General features: G+C 49.1%; 7 protein-coding genes and 1 riboswitch. All 7 genes read right to left on the reverse strand.

Annotated elements, in window-relative coordinates; all coding sequences use genetic code 11:
- Positions 1 to 10 precede the first annotated feature (10 nt).
- The 7 genes from H7B90_RS29220 to H7B90_RS29250 all read right to left on the reverse strand — a co-directional run bounded on the left by H7B90_RS29220 (position 11) and on the right by H7B90_RS29250 (position 20,307).
- Positions 11 to 9,694 carry an RHS repeat-associated core domain-containing protein gene (locus tag H7B90_RS29220; protein ID WP_185139429.1) on the reverse strand — a complete coding sequence of 3,228 codons (9,684 nt, stop codon included), beginning with the start codon at positions 9,692 to 9,694 and terminating at the stop codon, positions 11 to 13.
- A gap of 43 nt (positions 9,695 to 9,737) precedes the next feature.
- Positions 9,738 to 10,478 carry a hypothetical protein gene (locus tag H7B90_RS29225; RefSeq protein ID WP_185139430.1) on the reverse strand — a complete coding sequence of 247 codons (741 nt, stop codon included), beginning with the start codon at positions 10,476 to 10,478 and terminating at the stop codon, positions 9,738 to 9,740.
- A gap of 12 nt (positions 10,479 to 10,490) precedes the next feature.
- Positions 10,491 to 11,447, reverse strand: a complete 957-nt coding sequence (locus tag H7B90_RS29230; protein ID WP_185139431.1) for a hypothetical protein — start codon at positions 11,445 to 11,447, stop codon at positions 10,491 to 10,493.
- A gap of 20 nt (positions 11,448 to 11,467) precedes the next feature.
- Positions 11,468 to 14,755, reverse strand: coding sequence for a fibronectin type III domain-containing protein (locus H7B90_RS29235; RefSeq protein WP_185139432.1), 3,288 nt, complete (start codon positions 14,753 to 14,755; stop codon positions 11,468 to 11,470).
- 23 nt (positions 14,756 to 14,778) lie between these two features.
- Positions 14,779 to 18,891 (reverse strand): fibronectin type III domain-containing protein, encoded by a 4,113-nt coding sequence (locus tag H7B90_RS29240; RefSeq protein ID WP_185139433.1) that lies wholly within the window; start codon positions 18,889 to 18,891, stop codon positions 14,779 to 14,781.
- A 45-nt stretch (positions 18,892 to 18,936) separates the two neighbouring features.
- Positions 18,937 to 19,033: riboswitch (cyclic di-GMP riboswitch) on the reverse strand.
- A gap of 239 nt (positions 19,034 to 19,272) precedes the next feature.
- On the reverse strand, positions 19,273 to 19,620 hold the full coding sequence (locus H7B90_RS29245; protein WP_185139434.1) for a histidine triad nucleotide-binding protein: 348 nt from the start codon (positions 19,618 to 19,620) through the stop codon (positions 19,273 to 19,275).
- A gap of 93 nt (positions 19,621 to 19,713) precedes the next feature.
- Positions 19,714 to 20,307 (reverse strand): hypothetical protein, encoded by a 594-nt coding sequence (locus H7B90_RS29250; RefSeq protein ID WP_185139435.1) that lies wholly within the window; start codon positions 20,305 to 20,307, stop codon positions 19,714 to 19,716.
- Positions 20,308 to 20,318 lie beyond the last annotated feature (11 nt).

The following is a 20,318-nucleotide window of genomic DNA, read 5'->3' on the forward strand; positions in this document are numbered from 1 at the left end:
ATTTTCACCCTTATTTCAATTGTATATGAGTTGCCTTAGCACCTGCATCATTACCTGACTTCAATTCACTTGTATGATACCATTTCCCATCGTCACCTAGGTACTCCCAACCGTAACCTTGATTTGTGCCTTCCTTTGTACCTTGTTGTCTCCTCGATACTCGATAAATACTTCCTTCTTTATCGTATCTTGGGTCGGCAGGATGAATTCTTACTTCATAGTCAAAACCACTCTCTGACCATTTTTCCTTCATACTACTCGGTGCTTTGTCTAGTCCCTGTCGATTCAATGCAGTATTTAGGAAATCTTCGGGATTGGTCGATTTAGTTAAGTCAATCTTACCCGTCCCCTCGCCACGGAGCCTATTACCAATATTATCACCGGCAACAGGTTTATCAAGTTTTCCCGTCCCCTTATCGGCTGTGGGCCTATTGACTTTAGGTTCACCTTTTGAGGAGGGACTCGACTTGGATTTAACATAACCAGGTTTTGTGACTTGCTTTGAGCCGAGTGAAAACTTACCACCCGATATTGGAATCATACCATCTATCAACTGTTCGAATTGCTGCTGTTGTCGTTGGAGGTATAGCTTATTCATTCCTTCTGCAGTCTGGCCTTTTTGACTAAACTCATAGAACATTTGAATATAGGATGCCGTTGAGTCAATTCCCCATAGGTGACTTGAGGTTTTAAGTCCGTATTCCTCCAAATCTTTATTGGACAGTTTACCTCCGTTTTGTTCTAACAGTTCTAGGGAAACTAAAGACTCTTCTAAGGTATATGTCCCATTACTCGCCATAGAAGTCAAAAATTTCACTTCGTTGCTGGTCACATTATATGAGATATCTAAGTTCGAAGTAGCAACTGAGGTAACTTCATGTGTTCTCTCATTTTTTGTAACCACATTTTTCGATGTGACTGATAAATTTGTTCGTCCAATTGTAGTTACGCTCACTGTGGACGTACTGCCATTACCTACATCTACCTTTCTTTCAGGTGTAGAGGAGACAATTCCAGCACTTTTAATTGCGCTACTCCACTCTTCTGCCTTCATGTATCCTCTTGTATTTGTAGCAATACTCACAACTTGAGTAATTTCTGTTGTCTTAAAAATCAATGGTGTGACAACATTCAAGTTGTATGTGCCATTACTTTGAGCTGTTTTCGCACTATCACGAATACTAGATGCTTGGGCTTGAATGGCTTTCTTCTCTTGGGATGAAGTAGCATTATAATAAGCTGTTGTTAAAGCTATAATCTTAGCTTGATCCTCAATATTCAAGTTTTTATCCGACTCAACCCAATGCCCCGTTGGATCCCAGAACATTATTGGATCGTTATGAACATACGTATACAAGTTCAAGCTGAGCGGATCATCCGCTTGACCCGTGTACGTATCCTCGGAGATGAATCTGCCGATATAAGGATCATAGTAACGCGCCCTAAGGTAGTACAGGCCGACCTCTGCGTCGTAGAATTCTCCCGAATAGCGAATGGAGCTGGAATACTGTTCGACGGTTAGAATCGGATTGCCGAAGATATCATAGTCGTACTGATTCTCAACCGTACCTGATTCGCTGACGGTATGGACCACATCGCCATGTCCGTTAAACAGGAAGTACGACAGCTTAGACGAGGCGTCGATTCGAGCGATATAGTTGACGCCTCTCACATAACGGACCGATACATTGTTGTTCGCATCCGTCTCCAGTATGACGTATTGACGATCATACGTATAGTTCGTAACCGTCGCTTGGTCATTCTTGGAACTGCGAGAGACTTTCCGAGTACGTAGTCCGTCCCCGTCGTACGTATACTCGATGCTGGAGCGCAACCCTCCTTGAATTCGCTCCGCCCGGATGAGCCGGTTGAAGCCGTCGAACGCATTCGTTGTTTTCTCGAACGCTTCGTACAGATTATTCGTCACGCCGTCGCCGTTCGGATTGGCGCCTGTCACCTGCTTCATATCGCGGGTATGCGGGCGAATGTAACTGATCTGCTGCCGCAATTCGTTGCCGTTATCGTCGTACAGATAATCCGTTGTCTTCTCCAGCAACTCTTGACCGCTCTCATCAAGCATTCTCTCGACCAGTCTCTGAAGCAGGTTCGCACCGGAGTAAACATACTCGCTCTTCTTGACGATGAAGGCGACTTCCTTCCCGTTCGAAGGATCTTTAAATCCGCTTGGTTGAGCGGACGTATAGGTCTCATTCAGCGTTTGACGATTGCCGCTCTTATCGTATGAGTAGACGGTTGTCTTGCCTGGAGCTTCAACCTTCACGATTCGTCCGTTGTCGTCGTAGACATAACTCGTCTTGCCGTAGCTGTCCGTCTTGGAAGACTGTTTGCCAGCTGCGTCATACGTGTACGTATACGAAGACAGAAGAGTCCCGTCCGGCTTCACGTTCTTGAGAACGAGAAGACGATTGTTACGGTCGAAGGTATAATTCTCTTGCACTCCTCCTTCGTAAGAGACGGAAGTCCGATTCCCGTTCAAGTCGTACGTATAGCTTGTCGTCTTTCCGCCTGCCGTGACGGCAGCCATCCGGTTGGAAGCATCGTAAGCAAATGTCGTCGCATATCCTTTGCCATCCGTGACTGATTTGATATTGCCAACGGAATCGTAGCTATAAGAGACCTGAATTGCATTATTTTTGACAATAGACTTCACTCGGTTGTTACGATCGTAACTATATTCGCTTGTGCCGCTTGCATCGGACATTGTAAGACGATTACCCGCCTTATCGTAAGTAAACTTGACGCTATCGTTCGTCTCCGTAACCTTCTGTTCCAACAGCAAGCCGCGGCCATCGTATGAATAACGGGTATGATTGCCATTGCGGTCGGTCATCTCGACGAGCTGGAAGGAAGGATCGTATCGATACGAGGTCGATTTGCGATCCGGATTCGTCGTCTCGATCAAAGTGCCGAAGGATCCGTACCGGTATGCGGTCAACTTCCCTCTTCCATCGGTCATATCGAGTTTATTGCCTGCCAGATCGTAACTATACACGACGCTCGTTCCGATTGGGTCTGTAACTCGAGTAAGACGGCCAGCTTTGTCGTATTCGTAGGTGTATGTTTTATTTAGCGCGTTCGTCTCGGAGACTTTCTCCCCGGCGACATTGTAGCGATACGTAGTCTTATGACCCTCGCGGTCGGTCGCCGAAGTCAAACGGCCGGCCAGATCATAGCTGTATACCTCCCCATAGCGCTGATAATCCGTACTCCCCGACGCATAGCCCTTCGCATCGATGCTCTTGACTTGATGCCCGTCTTCATCGTATACATAGCGGCCTACGACGACTTTGTTCGCGTCCGTTTTCATGATCAGACGGTTTAGCTTGTCATAAGCGTAAGTGATCCGGTTGCCCAGCGAGTCCACCTCGGCGACCATGTTACCTGCTAAATCATACTCGGAGGAAGTCACCTTTCCTTCCGCGTCGGTCTTAGATACAAGGTGGTTCATACCATCGAATTCGAATTGAGTCGTGTAACCCAACTCATTCGTCATCGAGACCCGATTGCCGGACTTATCATAAGCGTACCGGACATTCGTCTCCGAACCGTTAAGCTGGCGCGACATTTGAATGAGACGATTCATCTCATCGTATGCATATCGAACTTCGAAACCGCGCGGATCCGTCTCCTTCGTACGATTGCCGAGAAGATCGTATTCATAGGCGGTAACAAGTCTCACCATTCCCGGATGGTCCCCATCTTCCTTGATTGTTCCGCCAAGAGAAGCGGGGTCCATCATCTCTTTGTCTGCCAATTGAATGTATTGAATCATCCGGTCCGAACTGTCGTATGCATACCGTTCGATATCTCGTAATGCGGATGTCCGAAGCTTCTCGGTTCGCGACAGATTGCCGTTCTTATCATAATAATACTCTTCCTTGCCGCCGCTGTTGTCTGATCGAGTATGAAGGAGACCATTCGGGTAATAAGTATAACTCGTCTCGCGCAAGAACTTCTTGTCCTGTGACCCGGTCAAGCTTTGCTTCATCAACTGTCCCGCTGCATCATAAAGGTAGGTCTCGACGGAATAGACGATATTGCCGCTCCCGTCCAGCTCCAACGGGATACGCTTCTCTACTAGCTGCCGGTTGCCGTCATAGCGGTACAATGACATGTTGCCCCGTTTGTCCTTCGTAGACAGAAGATTGCCGATCAAATCAAACTTGGAATCCGTCGACTTCCCATAAGCATCCGTAACCGACTTCTCCGTGCCGAACGAACTATAAGTGTACGTCGTCTCGGCTCCAAGCGGATTGATCTCGGATATCACACGACCAAGCTTATCGTATGCATATTTTACGACTCCGTTATCTGCGTACGTAACTTGGCTAACGGAACCATCGGGGAAATACTCGTACCGAGTGACGAAGCCGCGCGGATCGGTCGATTTGGTCATTTTGCCCAGAACATTGTATTCATAGCTTTCGCTATTGCCTAAAGAGTCCGTTCGCTTAACCATGTTGCCCAGACCGTCATATTCCATTACGGTTCCGGCAGAACCGCTTAGACTGCCCGTATAACGCAAACCGTCGACGACTTTGACCACACGGCCAAGAGCGTCGAACGACACATATTCAACTGCTGCTCCTTCCGGCGAAATGGTGGCGATGCGGCGATTCATGACATCATAGAGATAGGAGATTCCCTTCATCTTCGCGCTGGAAGCAGCATGATCTAAGCTAGCATCATATTGATTCGGGCTGATCTCCTTAATCAAGTTGCCCGAATTATCGTAGAAATAACGAGTTATGCCATAGGAACCGTCGGCCGTCATTTGTTTCTTGCGAACCATCTGATTCATGGAATCGTACTCATAGAAAATGGACGAGCCGAGACCATCTGTTTCTTTCGTTAATTGACCATTGTCGTTGTATTCGTAAGAAGTAACGTTATTTAGCGGATCTTTCTTCTGAACGAGACGATTATCCAAGTCATAAGAGAAAACAGTTTTATTCCCCTTCGCATCCGTTCGACTCTTCAACTGACCGTTCTTGTCGTATTCATACTTCGTGGAGGACAAGACGCGATCGATGTACGTACCGTCGAATTTTGCGCCAACTAACTCTCCTTGAGCCAAATCCGACATTCGAACGAGAAGCGTCTCGGACACTAGCTGGGAACGGACATCATATTCGTATCTCGTGATATCATAATTATTGTCTTCGACCTTCTGCTTCTTGACGACGATATTGCCGGCTCGGTCATATTCCTGGATCGTCTCATGCCCGTTAGGTCCGGATACGCGCACCAAGCGACCTGCTTTATCGGACTCATATTCCGTACGATCGCCCATCGAAGCTTTGACCGGCGTCACTCCGGTACCGCTAGTCCTCTCGTAGGAGAAGGTCTCCGAATCCATCAAGTTGTTCGATTCGTCGTAATGCAGTTCCGTCCGCTTGTAGATCGAACGATCCTTGAGTCGAGAGACGAATTCGATCTTGGCGGTCAAATTGTCGGACTCGTCATATTCGAAACTTGACTCATTTCCAACCTGATCGATCTTCTTCGCCAGATCTCCCCGAGGCGAGTATGTGAACAACTCGGATGAACCATCCGGATACTCAATGCGATAGGGTTTATCGAAAATGGACATATAGGACTTCGTGGTTCCACCGTTCCGATTGATTATGGTGTTCCACGATTTTCCGCTAAGATCGTAATCGTAACTCTCTTTGCTTCCGTCCGGATAACGCTTTTCCTTTAATAGATTGTTGAGATAATAACTATAATTCGTAACCTCTCCATGTGCATCGATCACCGAGGTTAGATTGCCGGAGCCGTCATACGAATAACGCAATGTGACCTTCTGGGTTCCGTCGCGTTTATTATCGGCTGCCATCTGGGCGGAGGTTACCTTCACTTTGCGATCGAGAAGATCGTATTCTGTCCGAATTCCGAAGGAGTCCGTCGGGTCGTTAACATTGTACCCTTCCCCCTGGACGTCTAAGGTGACATTCCCTCTGCCGTCATACTGTTTATAGGATATGACGGTACGGGCATTCCCATCGAACGCAGAGGTCTTCACTACGCGATTAAGCCCGTCATACTCATATTCCATGCCTGGAGCAGTAACAGCTTCCAGCGAGGAGTATCGAGGATCGATCTCCTTCACGAGGTTCCCAGAGGAGTCGTAAACATAACGCGTAACATTGCCGAGCGGATCCGTTTTTCGAATTGTCCGGCCCAGTCCATCCAATTGGTAAGATGTTGCAATGTTCTTCCCCTGAACCGTCAATGATTCCGTTGTAAGCCTGCCCGTTTTATCATAAACAAATTGAGTTTTCTTGCCTTCCGGTTGCCCTTGATAAGGTTCCCGCTTCTCCTTCACCTGATTGCGGTAATCGTAGTCGTAAGAGATCGTATCGTATCCCGTCCCGTTAAATCTCTTCATCTTAACGACATTGCCGGAACCATCTCTCTCGTATACGTTCTGATAACTTCCATGCTCAATACGAGTGCCGTTCGAAGATATTTCCACGGAACTTCCGGTTTCTTCGATGACGCGGCCGGCAAAGTCATATTTGGATGTTGTCAATCGGTATTGCTTGTTCGACGAATCCGCATCATTCTTCGTTGAGGTTTTATTGCCGTTCTTGTCATATTCGTAAGAAATATGGCCCGTTCTCGAGGCATCTATCTTCGGGTACTCGTCCGTCAAGCGGTTAACCGAATTGTAGCTATAACTGATGTCGGTCGAGACCTGCTTTTTGCCCCCGAAGTCTTCTCCCTTCTGACGCCGAATAACGTTACCTGCGGGATCGTATTCATAGGCTTCAAATACGAAGCTCTCCGAACCCTCGGCAAAAGTCCTCTTCTCTTTAACTCTGCCAAGCTCGTCATAAATAATCCCGGTGATTTTGCCTCCAGGTTCTCTTTGCTCCGATATTTGATTAAGGGCATTATAAAGATAGGATGTCTCATTGCCCATCGCATCCTGCTTGGATCTCAGCCTGCCTAAGTAGTCATAACTATAATGCGAAGTGAAATTTCTAGCATCCGTCTCCGCGATCAGATTGCCGACGTAATCATATTCATAGGATGTTCGGTAAATCGTATTGCGGTCAGGCGTTGTATCCAATCGGATCAGCCGATTCAAGGAATCGTATGAATATTTGCGCGGGTATCCCTCTTCATCGGTAATTGTCACAAGCAATGGCGTATCCCCGCTTGCGCCAATGACATAATCGACGGTCGTCGTCCCCTTCAGAGCACCGTCTTTGTCATACATCGTCTTTTTAATTAACCGATTAGAACTGTCGTATTCATAGCGAACGATATTGCCATTCGCATCCTTCTCTTGTGTCTTATTGCCATTCTGATCATACTCGATCTTGGCAAGAACGAGAGCCCCGACATCTCCGTTATTCACGCTCTCTTGGACCATTGACCCGGAAATATCGTATTCATACACATGAACATTATTTTCCGGATCCGTAAAACGGATATTCATATTCGCGAAGTTCTGCTCTTTGTAATCAAAGGACTGCTTGCTTCCGTCCGGATTCGTCGTCTCCACCAGTCGATTCAGAACGTCGTATCGATGATTCGTCCGGTTGCCCTTCGCATCGACCTCGGCCGTTCGATTGCCGGTCAGAAAATCGTATGCGTAGCGCTTGGAGATCTGTTGGGCATTCTGCAAGCTATATTCACGTGTTAGATAAGCCCCTTTCATATCGCGTCCATCCGCATCTGTCGAATACTCGTAGTATGTCGCGAACGTCTGGCCGTTCGAATGCGCGGCCTTCCCCGTCAAGTTACCGTAGCTATCATACGTGTAATCCGTTATAACCCCTTGATCCTTATTGTTCGCATTGATCTTGGTCTCTTTGACGACATTGCCCTTCTCGTCAATGTCATACAAGATCTGAACCGTCGAGTTCCGATCCTGCTTCCACGTCTTCGAAGTGAGGGCGTGAAACCTATCATAAGCATAGGTGTACACGACAGTATGCTCATTATCGGTAGGCTCGCCATTCTCGTTCCTGGCCGCTTCAGGGCCGGTATAGTTGGTCAAGTTGCCGTATTGGTCGTATCTGAAGTTCTCGACTCGGCGAACCGGAGGCTCCTTCGTTTGTCCGTTATGGACGTCGTATTGCAAAGTCTCCGACTTCTTGATCAGCTTCATACCGTCCATTTCGTTGCGGATGACTTCTTTATGCCCGCTTCCGTTCCTCTCCGTCACCACTAATTCATTCAGACCGTCGTAGGTTAACTTCGTTTTGCTGCCCCGGCCGTCCGTTATTTCGGTATAATACCGATACGTAACTTTCAAATAATCGTAATCATCCTGCTTGTAGCCTTCGAAGCCGTATCCGTCCGCCTCGTTCGTATACGCATAGGTGATTTTGTTTTTCACGTCGGTCTTGAAGCGTTCCTCGAACTTCTCTATCGAAGAATCGTATCCTTTTTTGACCAACTCTCTCTTCTCGAATACTTTGCGGTATTCCATGCTTCCTTTTTCGCTAAGTCCCTTTTTATAGGAATTGTAAATATACCTTGTTAACCGATTCGTACCTACATAATCGATCTGGGTAAGGTTCTCGTACCGGTTAAACGTCTTATATTTATCCTTATTCATGAACGTAAATCCGAGATCGGGCTGCTCGTACCACAAATGATATTTCGGTTGACCGTCAACGTCGAACACGCGCTGCAATCGAGTCCGTAGAACGTTCTTGGTCTTATTGACCAGAGCGGCCGTCTTATCGTATACAAGCGTTTTTCCAGTCGGCAAATGAACGATGACCTGGAATTTCCCTTGCAGATCACCGGAGTCGGTCGTATTCGGATTTTGCGAAGCCTTGTAGCTCTCCTCCGCGCCGTACACCTTATTGTCGATTTTACCGACCTTGAATGTCGCGTCTTCCTTATATTCGATCGTCGTAACTCTGCCTACCGTATCGGTAATTTTGGATATTACCTTCTTCGTAATCGTCTTGTTGTTGATTTTATAATCCAGCTTCGTATGTTCGAACACGATTTGATTACCGTATCGATCCACGATTCCCAAGATGGCTCCATCGTCCGCGAAGTACGTTTTCTTGCCATCTTTGCCCGTCATCATAAACTTGGATACGCCATCGCTTTGACCGTTGCTGAACGCGTTCGATTCCCGAACGACAACGTCCTGAACGGTCTGTCCGTCCGGCATATACACAATTTCATCATTCAGGGTATAAGGTCTTAGACGATAGACGTCTCCGCTTTCCGTATGTAAAAACTTGAAGTTCGTCTTATCCTTATTGTCTTTAATCTCCATGGTCGGGAAAGAGAACCTCATGCCGATCCCCAGATTGTAGCGATTCTCATAGAAAGTCGGGGTATCGTTGTCGGACTCTACGTAATCTACCCATGCTCCTCCTACGTACTTGGCATTCATCTCTTGGATGTTGGAGGATCCGCTCTTATAGATTCGTTTGAATTCGAGATCGAGCCCGTTGCGGCCGGGCAGAACGTAATCCGTCTGAACGAGTGTCAAATCTCCGCTTTGTGGACTGATCGACTCTTCGGCCGTATTCGTCCTCAAATAGACGGGGGATAGCTTCGTATTATATTGTTGCTGCGGTCCGATTAAGTTGTTCATTTGTTCTTCCAGCGTCTCCGCTGAAGCAGCAGATCCGAATGTTACCATTACAAGAAACGCAAAAATAGAAACGATGCTCCGGCGTTTCAAAAAACAGCACCTCCGATGTCGGTTGCATGTATATGGAATTTATTTAAAATTCGCTAGACCAAAATTCTGCCATGATAAAGGATTCCGATCGTCCGCCTTTCATCTTGGCAACCACGTCTTTGGGCTCCGCATACACTTTCTGCGCCAGTACAAACGCTTCAGCCACGCGTTCCTCAGGGAATTCATCCGTTACGAATTGCTCCATCTGGTCAGCCGTGATTTGGACTCGCGGCAAAGTCTCCGACCCATTCACGATGCCGAGCTCCACGGCGATATCACCCCAGCTTTGTCCGGACTCCATCTTGTCGGAGATCAAAGTCTTGAGGGGTTCACCCGAGGCGAAGGATAGCCGATCCGCAATCATAATATCGTCGGCAGTCACTCTTGAGGTAGTCGTTAGACCTTCCAGGTATTCCGTATCGAAAGTCCGTGGCTCGAACTTCTCATGTGCGTTCAAATATTCCGTAAAGACGGTATCCCATGGAATGCCGCTCTCTTTCTTGACAACCATCGGCTCTAATTCCTTGATCTGCCCATACTCGTAGAATAAAAAGGTGTAGGCGATCATGAGATCGGAGCGGCTATGGTTCTGTTGACTCAAGCGCTCCAGTTCGAGCTTGAATTTGTCATGTACTTGCATCGAACTCAACCACTGTTCGTATGTGATCTTGTTCCCTCCCCCGAACAGCCCTGTTTGCGCCAGCGCCTGCCCGAGTTGAATCATGCTTCCAAGCACCAATATTACGACCAGCATTTTAATAAATGTTCTCGCTCTAAGTTTCATTTTCAAGCCCCTTTACGGCATGTTAGGGTTCAATGCATCAAGTTCTTGCTTGAGCCGATCCGAAGGATTCACCGGACGAACATCCGCTACCTCGGGTATAGGCAGACTTGGGACGGTAGCCTCCCGACCCGCCTCGTTATGGATTGAGGCCGACTTGCCTGAAGGTATAGAGTTCGAGATATCGTCCGCTTCGGCATTCATCGATCGATTAATCCGGGTCAGCATCGCTTCTTCGATTTTAGCCGCAGTAATACGAGCATTCGGAAGCAAGAAGGCCGTCTTTTCCTCTTTGCTTTTCAAGTAGGCCTTCGGGTCTTCCTTGTACTTCCGCAAATCCAATTCGATCTGAAGGGCTAGTAAGTATTCGTCCAGCACGGCATCGATTCCACCGAAGTCGTCTGACAAAGTTAGCATAAAGACTACTGCTTCCGTCGCTTTGTAACGCTCGGATAGCTTCCGGAACTGATCGGTATCTTCACCGTCGGATTTAGATTTCTCCTCTTCTGCGGATGAAGGCTTCGCATTTCTCGTGTCGGCGCTCGTAATTTCGGTTAATTGGTATTCAATCCTCTCCGCCAGCATCTTCGCATTTTGAATGAGTTGATCTTGATAACCGTCCGCCCGGAGCTTGTTGACGGCTTCATCCATATCCAATGTCGCCAGAAGCGAGCTTCGCGACTCTTTGCTCTGGGCCGAGGCGGTTTCAGTCTTTTGCTTTTTCAAATGCTCCAGGACATCGTTCCAGTTAAGGCCTGTCCGCTTCAGCAGCAGGATATCCTCCGACTTCACGCCAGTCAGGTTCGATATGTCCGCCGCTATTTGAGCATCGCTCTCTTCAATAGCCTTATTATTTTGTTGAGTGGCAGCCTCTGTCTTGTTTTGAATGAGATAATATCCCGCTTCAGTGATTAGCGCCGCAGCCACGACCACGGCCACGATTCTGAATCCGAATTTTCCTCTCTTCTTCAATTGTTCAACCCCGCATTCCGTTATTCGACAAGAGCATCAATAGCTGCTTGACCGTTTATTTTAGACTTGAATGTGATTGTTGCCAGTTCGCCGGACCATGAAGTTCCAGGAACAATATTCCGCTTGATTTTATAGGTAATTTTGCCGCTCGAATAAGTAACCTCGAGATTCGATCCCGGTATTTCCCCGGAAGCCATTAGATCTGCCTTGGGCGTAAACTGATACAGATCGAGAACCTCCACTTGCGTCGGATCGTACTTGACAACGTAAGTCATTTCGCTGAAATCTTGAACGTTAAAGGCAAGCAGAGACAAATCGAAGGATCGTCCTTGCTGCGCATTTATCAAATAGGTTGGACTCGTCGTAGAACTGATTAGAGCAGGACTCCATGCCGTTACTCCGGTCTCGTTCTTCGCTCTCAGACGATAGGTATGGGACGTTCCCGGCGATAAATCCTTGTGGATGTAAGAATCCATCGCTCCCGCGTTTATCGTCTCGCCGTCTATTTCCAGATCGTATCCGGTAGCACCGGCAATCCGATCCCACCGCAATTCAATGGAAGTGTTCGCCGCGAAGCCGTTCAAGCTTGCGGGAGCATCCGGCGGGTCGGGCAAAGTCGATAGAGACAAAATAGCGACCCATCTGCCCGGCTTGTCCTCTTGCTTCAACCGAATTTTATACGTATGGAATTCCTCCGCCTGCAAACCGCCATGGTGATAGACCGTGTTGCTCCCAATGTCGCTCATTCGTCCGTCCACTTCGATCTCGTATTGGGCGTTCTGAGCTACCGTATCCCAAGTTATCGTTATGGCACGGTTCGTCACGACGGCCACCATGTTCGTTAAGGAATCATTATTGTCTCCCGCGGGGAAAGTCGACATTGTCGCCGGCCGAGTCCAATCGCTATACCCGCTTACGTTATGCGCTCTGACCCGATAGGAGTGGACCGAATCCGGAGCGATTCCGCTATGGACGTATTGATTCTCTTTTACTTTGACGATTTGGCTTCCATCCACTTCAATTTCGTATTCATCCGTATGGGCAACCTGATACCACATTAAGGTGATCGAGTTCGGGTCGGCCGTCGTCATCACATTCGAAGGTTTCTTCGGTTTGTCCGGCAGCGTCGTTACTTCGATAGGGGCGGTCCACGGGCTCTTTCCTCCGCTATTTACGGCTCGGACCCTGTACGTATGACCGGTCAATGGATATAGGCCTTGGTGAACGTATTGAGTAAGCTGCCCATTATCCAGGATGAGGCCGTCCGATTCGACTTCATAGCCGGTTGCTCCTTGGGACGGTCTCCATTGAAGCGTCACCTGATTATTCGTAGGATTCGCTTCTAATCCGATCGGAGTCGAAGGAGGCACAGGCAGGGTGCGAATGAAGATTGGCGCGCTCCATTCGCCGATTCCTCCCGAATTCTTGGCACGGATACGGATCTTATGCTCGGACTCGGGCTGCAACCCGTTTAATACATATTTCAACTGGTTGCCGGCCTCCATTACCGATCCATCTGCTTCGATATCATAGAATTCCGCTTTTGCCACGGCATCCCATGTAATCGTAATGTCGTTCTGCTTCGGAATAGCCTGAATGTTAGCGGGAATTCCAGGCGGATCGGCCAATGTAAATACGATCAACGGCTGACTCCAATTTCCTGCCCCCGTTGCATTAAATGCCCTCACCCGGTAACTATGCTGCGTATTGGGGGATAGTGCATTGTGCGTGTAAGAGGTTGCAGCACCAATACTTATAACAAAGCCGTCAGCTTCGACTTCATACTGGCTAATTCCGGGAATGGGCGTCCAACTGATCTGGATCGAGCGTTGTTCCGCTTTCGAGACAAGATTGGCAGGAGAGTTCACTAGCGTTTTCAGACTGATTGCCGTACTGAACGCGGTTTCTTCTCCGCTTTGATTCCTGGCTTTAGCTTGAACCGTGTAATCGCTGTTAGGAATTAATCCGGTTATGGTCAGCTTCTTGTTGGCTGGTGTAATCCAAGTTGGCGTGGCTGTTAACGAACCGGTATTGCCGATGTACTGGGTTCCCACCTTCACTTGATACTCGGTTGCAGAGGGATTAGCATCCTGCAGCATGATGTCCGCAGCATTCTCGGAGATCTGTCCCATGGCCAAAACGGGAAGTTCCGCTTTAGTCTGAACGTTCTTCGTCATTTGCCCAATGTGGCCGACGGCATCTCGGGCTTCGAACAGAACTCTATAAGCCGTATTGGGCGTCAAGCCCGTCTGAGCGTAAGTTGAATTCGTGATCCACGAGCTCACATTCGATCCGACCGTGAACCGATAGGGCGACGCATGCAACCCCGATACCGAATCGGCAGCCGATGCGGTTACTTGAATGGAAGTAGCGGTCGCCGTTACGTTCATGGATCCTATTGTTGGTGAAGCCTTGTCGATTGTGATCGCTACGGTATCTTGAACCGTATTCGTCCCGTCATTCACCGTGAAGCGAAGAGTATGGCCGCCTTCGGCTAACGACTCCAGATTAAGGGCATTAAAGCTTACTGTCTGAGCTATCGTGGAGTTCGTCACCGTCTTGGTCTCCCGCGGCGTCGTCTCCGAATCGATATATTCGGACAACTGCAACGTAGAGCTGTCGGGATCGGTCACCTTGACTGTCGGAATGAAGGCGTTCAGATCGCTCAGCATTTGTCCCGAAGTCGGAGCGATTATTTCCAATGTGGGGATTTGTTGAATTTGTTCGAATATACTCGTTAAGGTCGTACCGAAATCACTGTTTAAATCGAGGTACATTCCCCCGGTCCCATTGGCCAAATGCTGGAACTGGGTTTTATTATCTTCAATCCCAATGGTCGTTAATGTCGTGCTCGTGCTTCTCAAATATTGAATCACACTGGTATTAGTATACCTTTTCTGGCTGACAACATTTTCGTCGCCGATCAGAATAAAATATTTGGTGGCATTTAGGTCGAAAGGGTAATTTTGGCCAGCCTCCATGATGGCATCGAGTCCGTTCTCTGTTTCACCCTCAACCGAAATTCTTCCGACCTGATTTTTGAACTTGTCCACATCGCTCGTTAGATCATATCTTGTCACACTGGCCGCATACGTGACTAAACCCAATCGGTAGGAGATTCCTCTGGCGACCAGCAAATCCGAGAAATGCTTCACATTGTTTTTCACAGCATTAATAGAAGATGTCATACTGCCAGATCTGTCGATAATAAACACGATATCGATGCTGCTCTTCGCGAAAGCCGGGGCTGTCATTGCAAAGCTCGATATAATGAATAACAGTGAAAATAGGATCGATAGGCGCTTCAATCGGTTCACTCCTTTGAGATGGACTAATCGACGGTATATGTGATGCTGGATGAATTATTCGATTTGGCAAGGAAGCGAATGCCGTTAACAAATGTCTTATTCGGATTATGGACTCGAATGATGATTTCTCCGGCCGAGAAGCGGTCGATGCTCATGCCCGCATTCGGAATATCGCCCGCGCTTAACTCAATCGCCGGGGTTACCGCGCTTAAATCCATGACCTCGACTTCGTTCGGGTTGAACGTTACAACAACAATTCGCTCTGAAGCTCCCGATTTAGGAGGCGCAATAACGACTAAGTTGAATAGGTTGTCTTTGCCGACATTCACGATTACTTCGGACACGGTCTTCTTCTCTAACGGTTCAGACCATTCTCCGCCTTGACCGTTGCTGTGCGATCTTACCCGATAGATATGGATGGTATTTGGTTTTAACACCTTATGGGTATAGCTCGTCGTTGTTAGCCCCGAGATCACCGTGCCGTCGATCTCGAGATCGTATTCTCCGCTGCTTACGGATGTCCAAGTTAACGAGATAGAACTCGTCGTAGAAGTCGCCGATACAAATCTCAGCGATTCGGACGCCGTATATCGGGTGACGGCTGCGCTCCATTCGCTGACGCCCTCGCTGTTCTTGGCTCGTACCCGATACGTATTCTTGGATTCCGACGCCAGGTTGCGATGAATATACGTGATTGCTGCGCCATTATCGACTACGACTCCGTTCACTTCGACATCATATCCCGTTGCCCCCTCGACTTCGCTCCATTTCAAAGAAATCCGATTACTGTATGCGGTGGCTTGAGTAATAACAGGAGCTCCCAATCCGGTCGATTTCGTAAAGGCTTCGCTCCATTCTCCGGCCAAATCCGCATTCTTCGCTCGTACTCGATAGACATGCACGGAATTTGGGGCTAAGGAGTCGTGGGTATATTGTGTCTTTGTTCGGACATCGATGATCTGGCCATCTACCGCAAGCTCGTAGGCTGTTGCGCCGACTACAGGCTCCCAGCTAATGGTTATCGAATCCTTCGTCGATGCAAGCTTGATGTTCTCCGGTTTGCCCAACGTAGTTAGAGCGTTGACCGTCTCGCTCCATGGCCCGACTCCTCCGTTGCTTCGGGCTCTGACTCGGTAAGAATGGCTTGTGTACGGCTTGAGCTTGGAGTGAATGAAGAGCAGTTCCAGCTTACTGTCGTAGATTTGACCGTCAGCTTCGACATCGTATCCCACAGCTCCTACTACGGGATCCCAGGTCAGCTTAATTTCGGTCCCTGTAGATTCGGTCTGTAGATTAACAGGGAATGCGGCGAGAGTCGTCCGAGTAAGCAGGCTTGTCCATTCGCCAGTCAAGGCTCCAATCTTCGCACGCACGCGATACGAATGATCGGTATTGGAGGGCAAGCCTTGGTGAAGGTAAAATAGTTCGGAGCCAATGTCCTTGACTACTCCATCCACTTCCAGCTCGTAGCCGGTTGCTTCATTAACGGGATCCCACTCCACCGTTATGCGATCATTGCTCGCCTCCGCGCGCAAATTTTTCGGAACAGGCGGCAGAACAGTCGCTTGAACCGGCTCGCTCCATTCGCCGTACCCGTCTGCGTTGCCTGAACGAACTCGATAGGAATGCGTAGTGCCCGGCTTCAAATGCTCATGAACATATTCCGTTCCTTCAACTTTCTTAGCTGCCCCATCCACTTCGAGTTCATACCAACCGGCTCCTGATACCGCATCCCAACTCACCTTAATGGAGCTCTCCGATGCCTCGGTCCTTATGGATCCGGTCGTCCCCGGCAATGTCGTCTTGGCGACAACTTCGCTCCATTTCCCCGGGCCGCTGGAATTCACGGCTCTTACTCGAAACGCGCGCTGCATATTAGGATTTAAATTTTGTTCGGTATAAGTCGTCGAATCCCCATTGTCGATAATCTCGTTATTGGCCTCAATTTCGTATGTGACCGCGCCTCTTACTTCATCCCATTGCAAGACAATAGTCTCGCTTGTAGATTCCAATCGAATGTTGTCTGGAATGCCCGGGAGTGTCCATAGCTCGGATATCGGAGACCATTCGCCATGGATACCTCCTCCGTTAGCCCTGACCCGATAAGCATGCAAGGTGCCCGATTCTAGCGGAGAATCCACGTACTGATCGCGATCATCCAACGGATGAATGATGCCGTCCGCTTCCAATTCGTATCCTTCCCCATTAAATGCCCGTGTCCATGCGAGAGTGATGTCTTCATCCGAGGGCAGCGCCGTAAGATCCGGAACCATGAAGGGACTCAGTTGTCTCTGCGGTACAACCTCTTGCTGAAGCGAAGCGCTTTTCCAGGACAAGCTCGCTCTCGGTTGATTACTAGACCCTGTATATTCCATCCGAATATCGTAGCGATGTCCGCTTTCTAGCGTTAACGTCCCTTCATTCGCGTTTTCTCCGGTACGATTCCAATCATCGATAATCGGCTGACCGTCAATCCATAGCTTAACTCCGCCCCGGGCCTGAATCGTAAATACATAGTCGTCCGTCGCGTAAGGCTCAATCTGCCCCGTCCATCGAACCGAATATTGGCCATCCGTTAATCCGGTTGAAGACACCGGGAATTTGCCATTCAAATCAATGTTGGCATCCAGCACAGTGATTCTGTCCCCATTCAGATCGCGATCCGAAAAATACTCGGCTAGCAATCCATAAGGAGTATATTTTAATTTGGTCTTACCTTCTTCGCTGTACCCGCTGTTTACAATCGGTCTCTTATTGGCTGTAATGTTGCCTCCGACAGCCCATACGCCCCCGGTTTGCACCTCTAAATGGTTATTGACATGGACATCTCCCTGAATGAAGAAATCTCCGGACTGGACATGAATACTTGCCTCATCGTTATTGGACACCAAGTCGCCGACGATGAATTCTTCCTTAATGGACATGTCGACTTTCGTATTTATATGCATGCTGTTCTCAACGATCGCTCTTTGGACGTCGATTGACAGACGCCCATTGTTATAGATTAAGCTCCCTGCGACCAGATCGCCGTCCACATTGAGCTCCGAATCACTATTCAGATGCATCGTCCCGCTTACGCGAAGATTGGACCCGACCGAATCGCTAGGATTATCCGGAGCGATTACCCTTATTTTCACACCGTTGTTGGCGTTGAAGTTGCCCTGAACAAGAAGCGATCCGTAAATGGTAAGTGTCAAAGCTTTATTGGTATTAATTCCATCCGTTGTGAGAAACACTGGGTTGGTGGGAGAACCGAACGTAACATCAGAGTCCAAGTTAAGATGCCCAGCCCGAATCGCAACAGGAGTGTCGTGGTTGTCGGCAATAGCTGACGCAATATCGGAAGCGCTGCATCCTGTACAGGATATCGCCTTTTCCTTATAAGGTTCCCATTGTCGCATCAGATTCTCGAGATTCTCATTCATGTAACGCGATATTTCTGAGCCTAAGCCTGGAACAGGTATTGTGGGGACAGCGTTGTGCTCGTTGTTCTGATTGCCTGACAGAATAATATGGTTGCTAGGAACTTTATTCTCTTCTGCCGGTAATCCGATATGAGGAGCTATGAAGGCGCGAGGTTTACGAATCGTTTCGCGATAAGGAGTAATTTCTAAATACTGCAGTGCCGTTATGTTCGTAGAATCTTCCGTATGTATAGTCAACCTTCCGTCATCTACTTGAACAGTTTTGGTTAGGACTTTTGATTCTCCCACCGGAACTGCAAGTTGAGCCAATAATTCCGACTCTTCCGCGAATAGGGTGTTCAAGCTGTCCTGCTCCGCGTCTCCTACCGCAACTTTTATATTGTATTTCCCGTTAGGAAGCTCCATTTCCCAAGTCGCCTCCCCTTGCAAACGGATGAAGGAGCTTTCGAGCGGCGAGTCGGTCGCGGTTATCAAAACCATATTGGATGATTGATCCAAGGTCCAACCATAGTTAACGCCATTTTGTTCTCCGAATTCATGCCCGTAATCGGGAAGATATCCCTCCGTCCCTTCCGCGTCCGGAGTGAGAAAGTCCATCTTCACCGTAGGCAGTGCTTCCGCATGGGCTCGAGAACCGTTATTAGGCGAGACGAACGGTATAGCAATAACCATACATAATACAATGATCCCCGCTCTTAAAAAAACTCTCATAACTTCAACCCTCTCCTGTTCCCGAAAAATAAAAAAACAAGCCAATTAGGCAACCCGGCTGCCGTCACTTCGTCGCACGACGAATGTCCCAGGCCCGTGGCTTTGCGTCCCCGCCTTTCGGTCGGGTTTGCCATTATCTGCTGCTTGTTTTGTTCGTTGAGAACCAAAACTTAAGTCCCAGTTCCCTATTTCCACTATCTTACACGAAGCGACAAATTCCTTCAATTACCATCGAATCATTTTTTTATGTTTTTTTAATTTTGATTTCATGTTGCATTAAGCTTCTCCCAAAATAAAAACGCCCCCCGCATAAGCGAGAGACGTTTCATAGTTTCCAAGTTCCGCTCCAGATCTTTGTTTGGAAAACCAAGCGCGAGCGGCTTACCCCTTCGCGTTCAGAGCGCCGAGCTTCTCGCCGCCAAGGACATGGAAGTGAATGTGGAACACGACCTGGCCGCTGTCCTTGCCGACGTTGGTGAGCACGCGGTAGCCGCTGTCGCCGAGGCCCGCTTCCTTCGCTACCCGCTGGGCGGCCAGTGTCACGCGTCCGAGCAGCTCGGCGTCGCCGGGCTCGGCTTCGTTCAGGGAAGCGATGTGCTTCTTCGGAATGACGAGCAGGTGTACCGGCGCTTGCGGCTGAATGTCCTTGAACGCGTAGACGTATTCGTCTTCGTAAACCTTGGTCGACGGGATCGTTCCCTCGACGATCTTGCAGAATAGGCAGTCCATCGTATCGCAACCTCCACCGGAAAAAATGGGAATACCCTCATCTTACCGCATCGGCGCCGGCCCCGTCCAACGGAGGCGGAGCGGCACTCGAGCTTACTTGAGAGCGGCCGCCAGCTCCTGCAGCTGCTTGACCGCCTTCTGGGCGGGAGCGGTCCAATCGACACCGGCGGCCATCTGCCGGTAGCGGTCCCCTCCCGTCGGCACGGCGTACGCCTGCAGCGTCTCTTCGAGCTCGGAGCCTGCCGCTTGAATATGCTGGATTGCGGTCTGCTCCTCGTCCGTGAGCGGTCCGTCGTGGTCGCCGATCGGCTCCAGCTTCGCCCAGACGGCCTGAAGAGCCGTCGCGACGGCTTCCGTCGCCTGCTCCTTCGACTGGCCGCTCAGCCTGCCGGATTCGATCAACGCGGCCGAGCACTCGCCGGACATCAGCTGGACCTGCCCGATCTTGATCTTGACCGGCAGCCGCTCGGCCGCTGTCTGGGTAGGAGCCAGCTCGGACGCGCCGTTATTGAGCGTATTGGCGAGCGCCAGGCAATAGTTGTACGAGGAGGCCAAGCGTTCTCCCCGGTCGGTCTTGAGCGACTGGCCGTCCAGCAGAACCTTGGAGTAGAGCGCGACGAGACCGATGGCCATAGCAGTAATAACGATCAGCAGGATGGGGATCGTGTAGGATCTTTTGCCGGACATGATATCTCCTC

Source organism: Cohnella xylanilytica (assembly GCF_014212175.1).
Classification (GTDB): Bacteria; Bacillota; Bacilli; order Paenibacillales; family Paenibacillaceae; genus Cohnella; species Cohnella xylanilytica.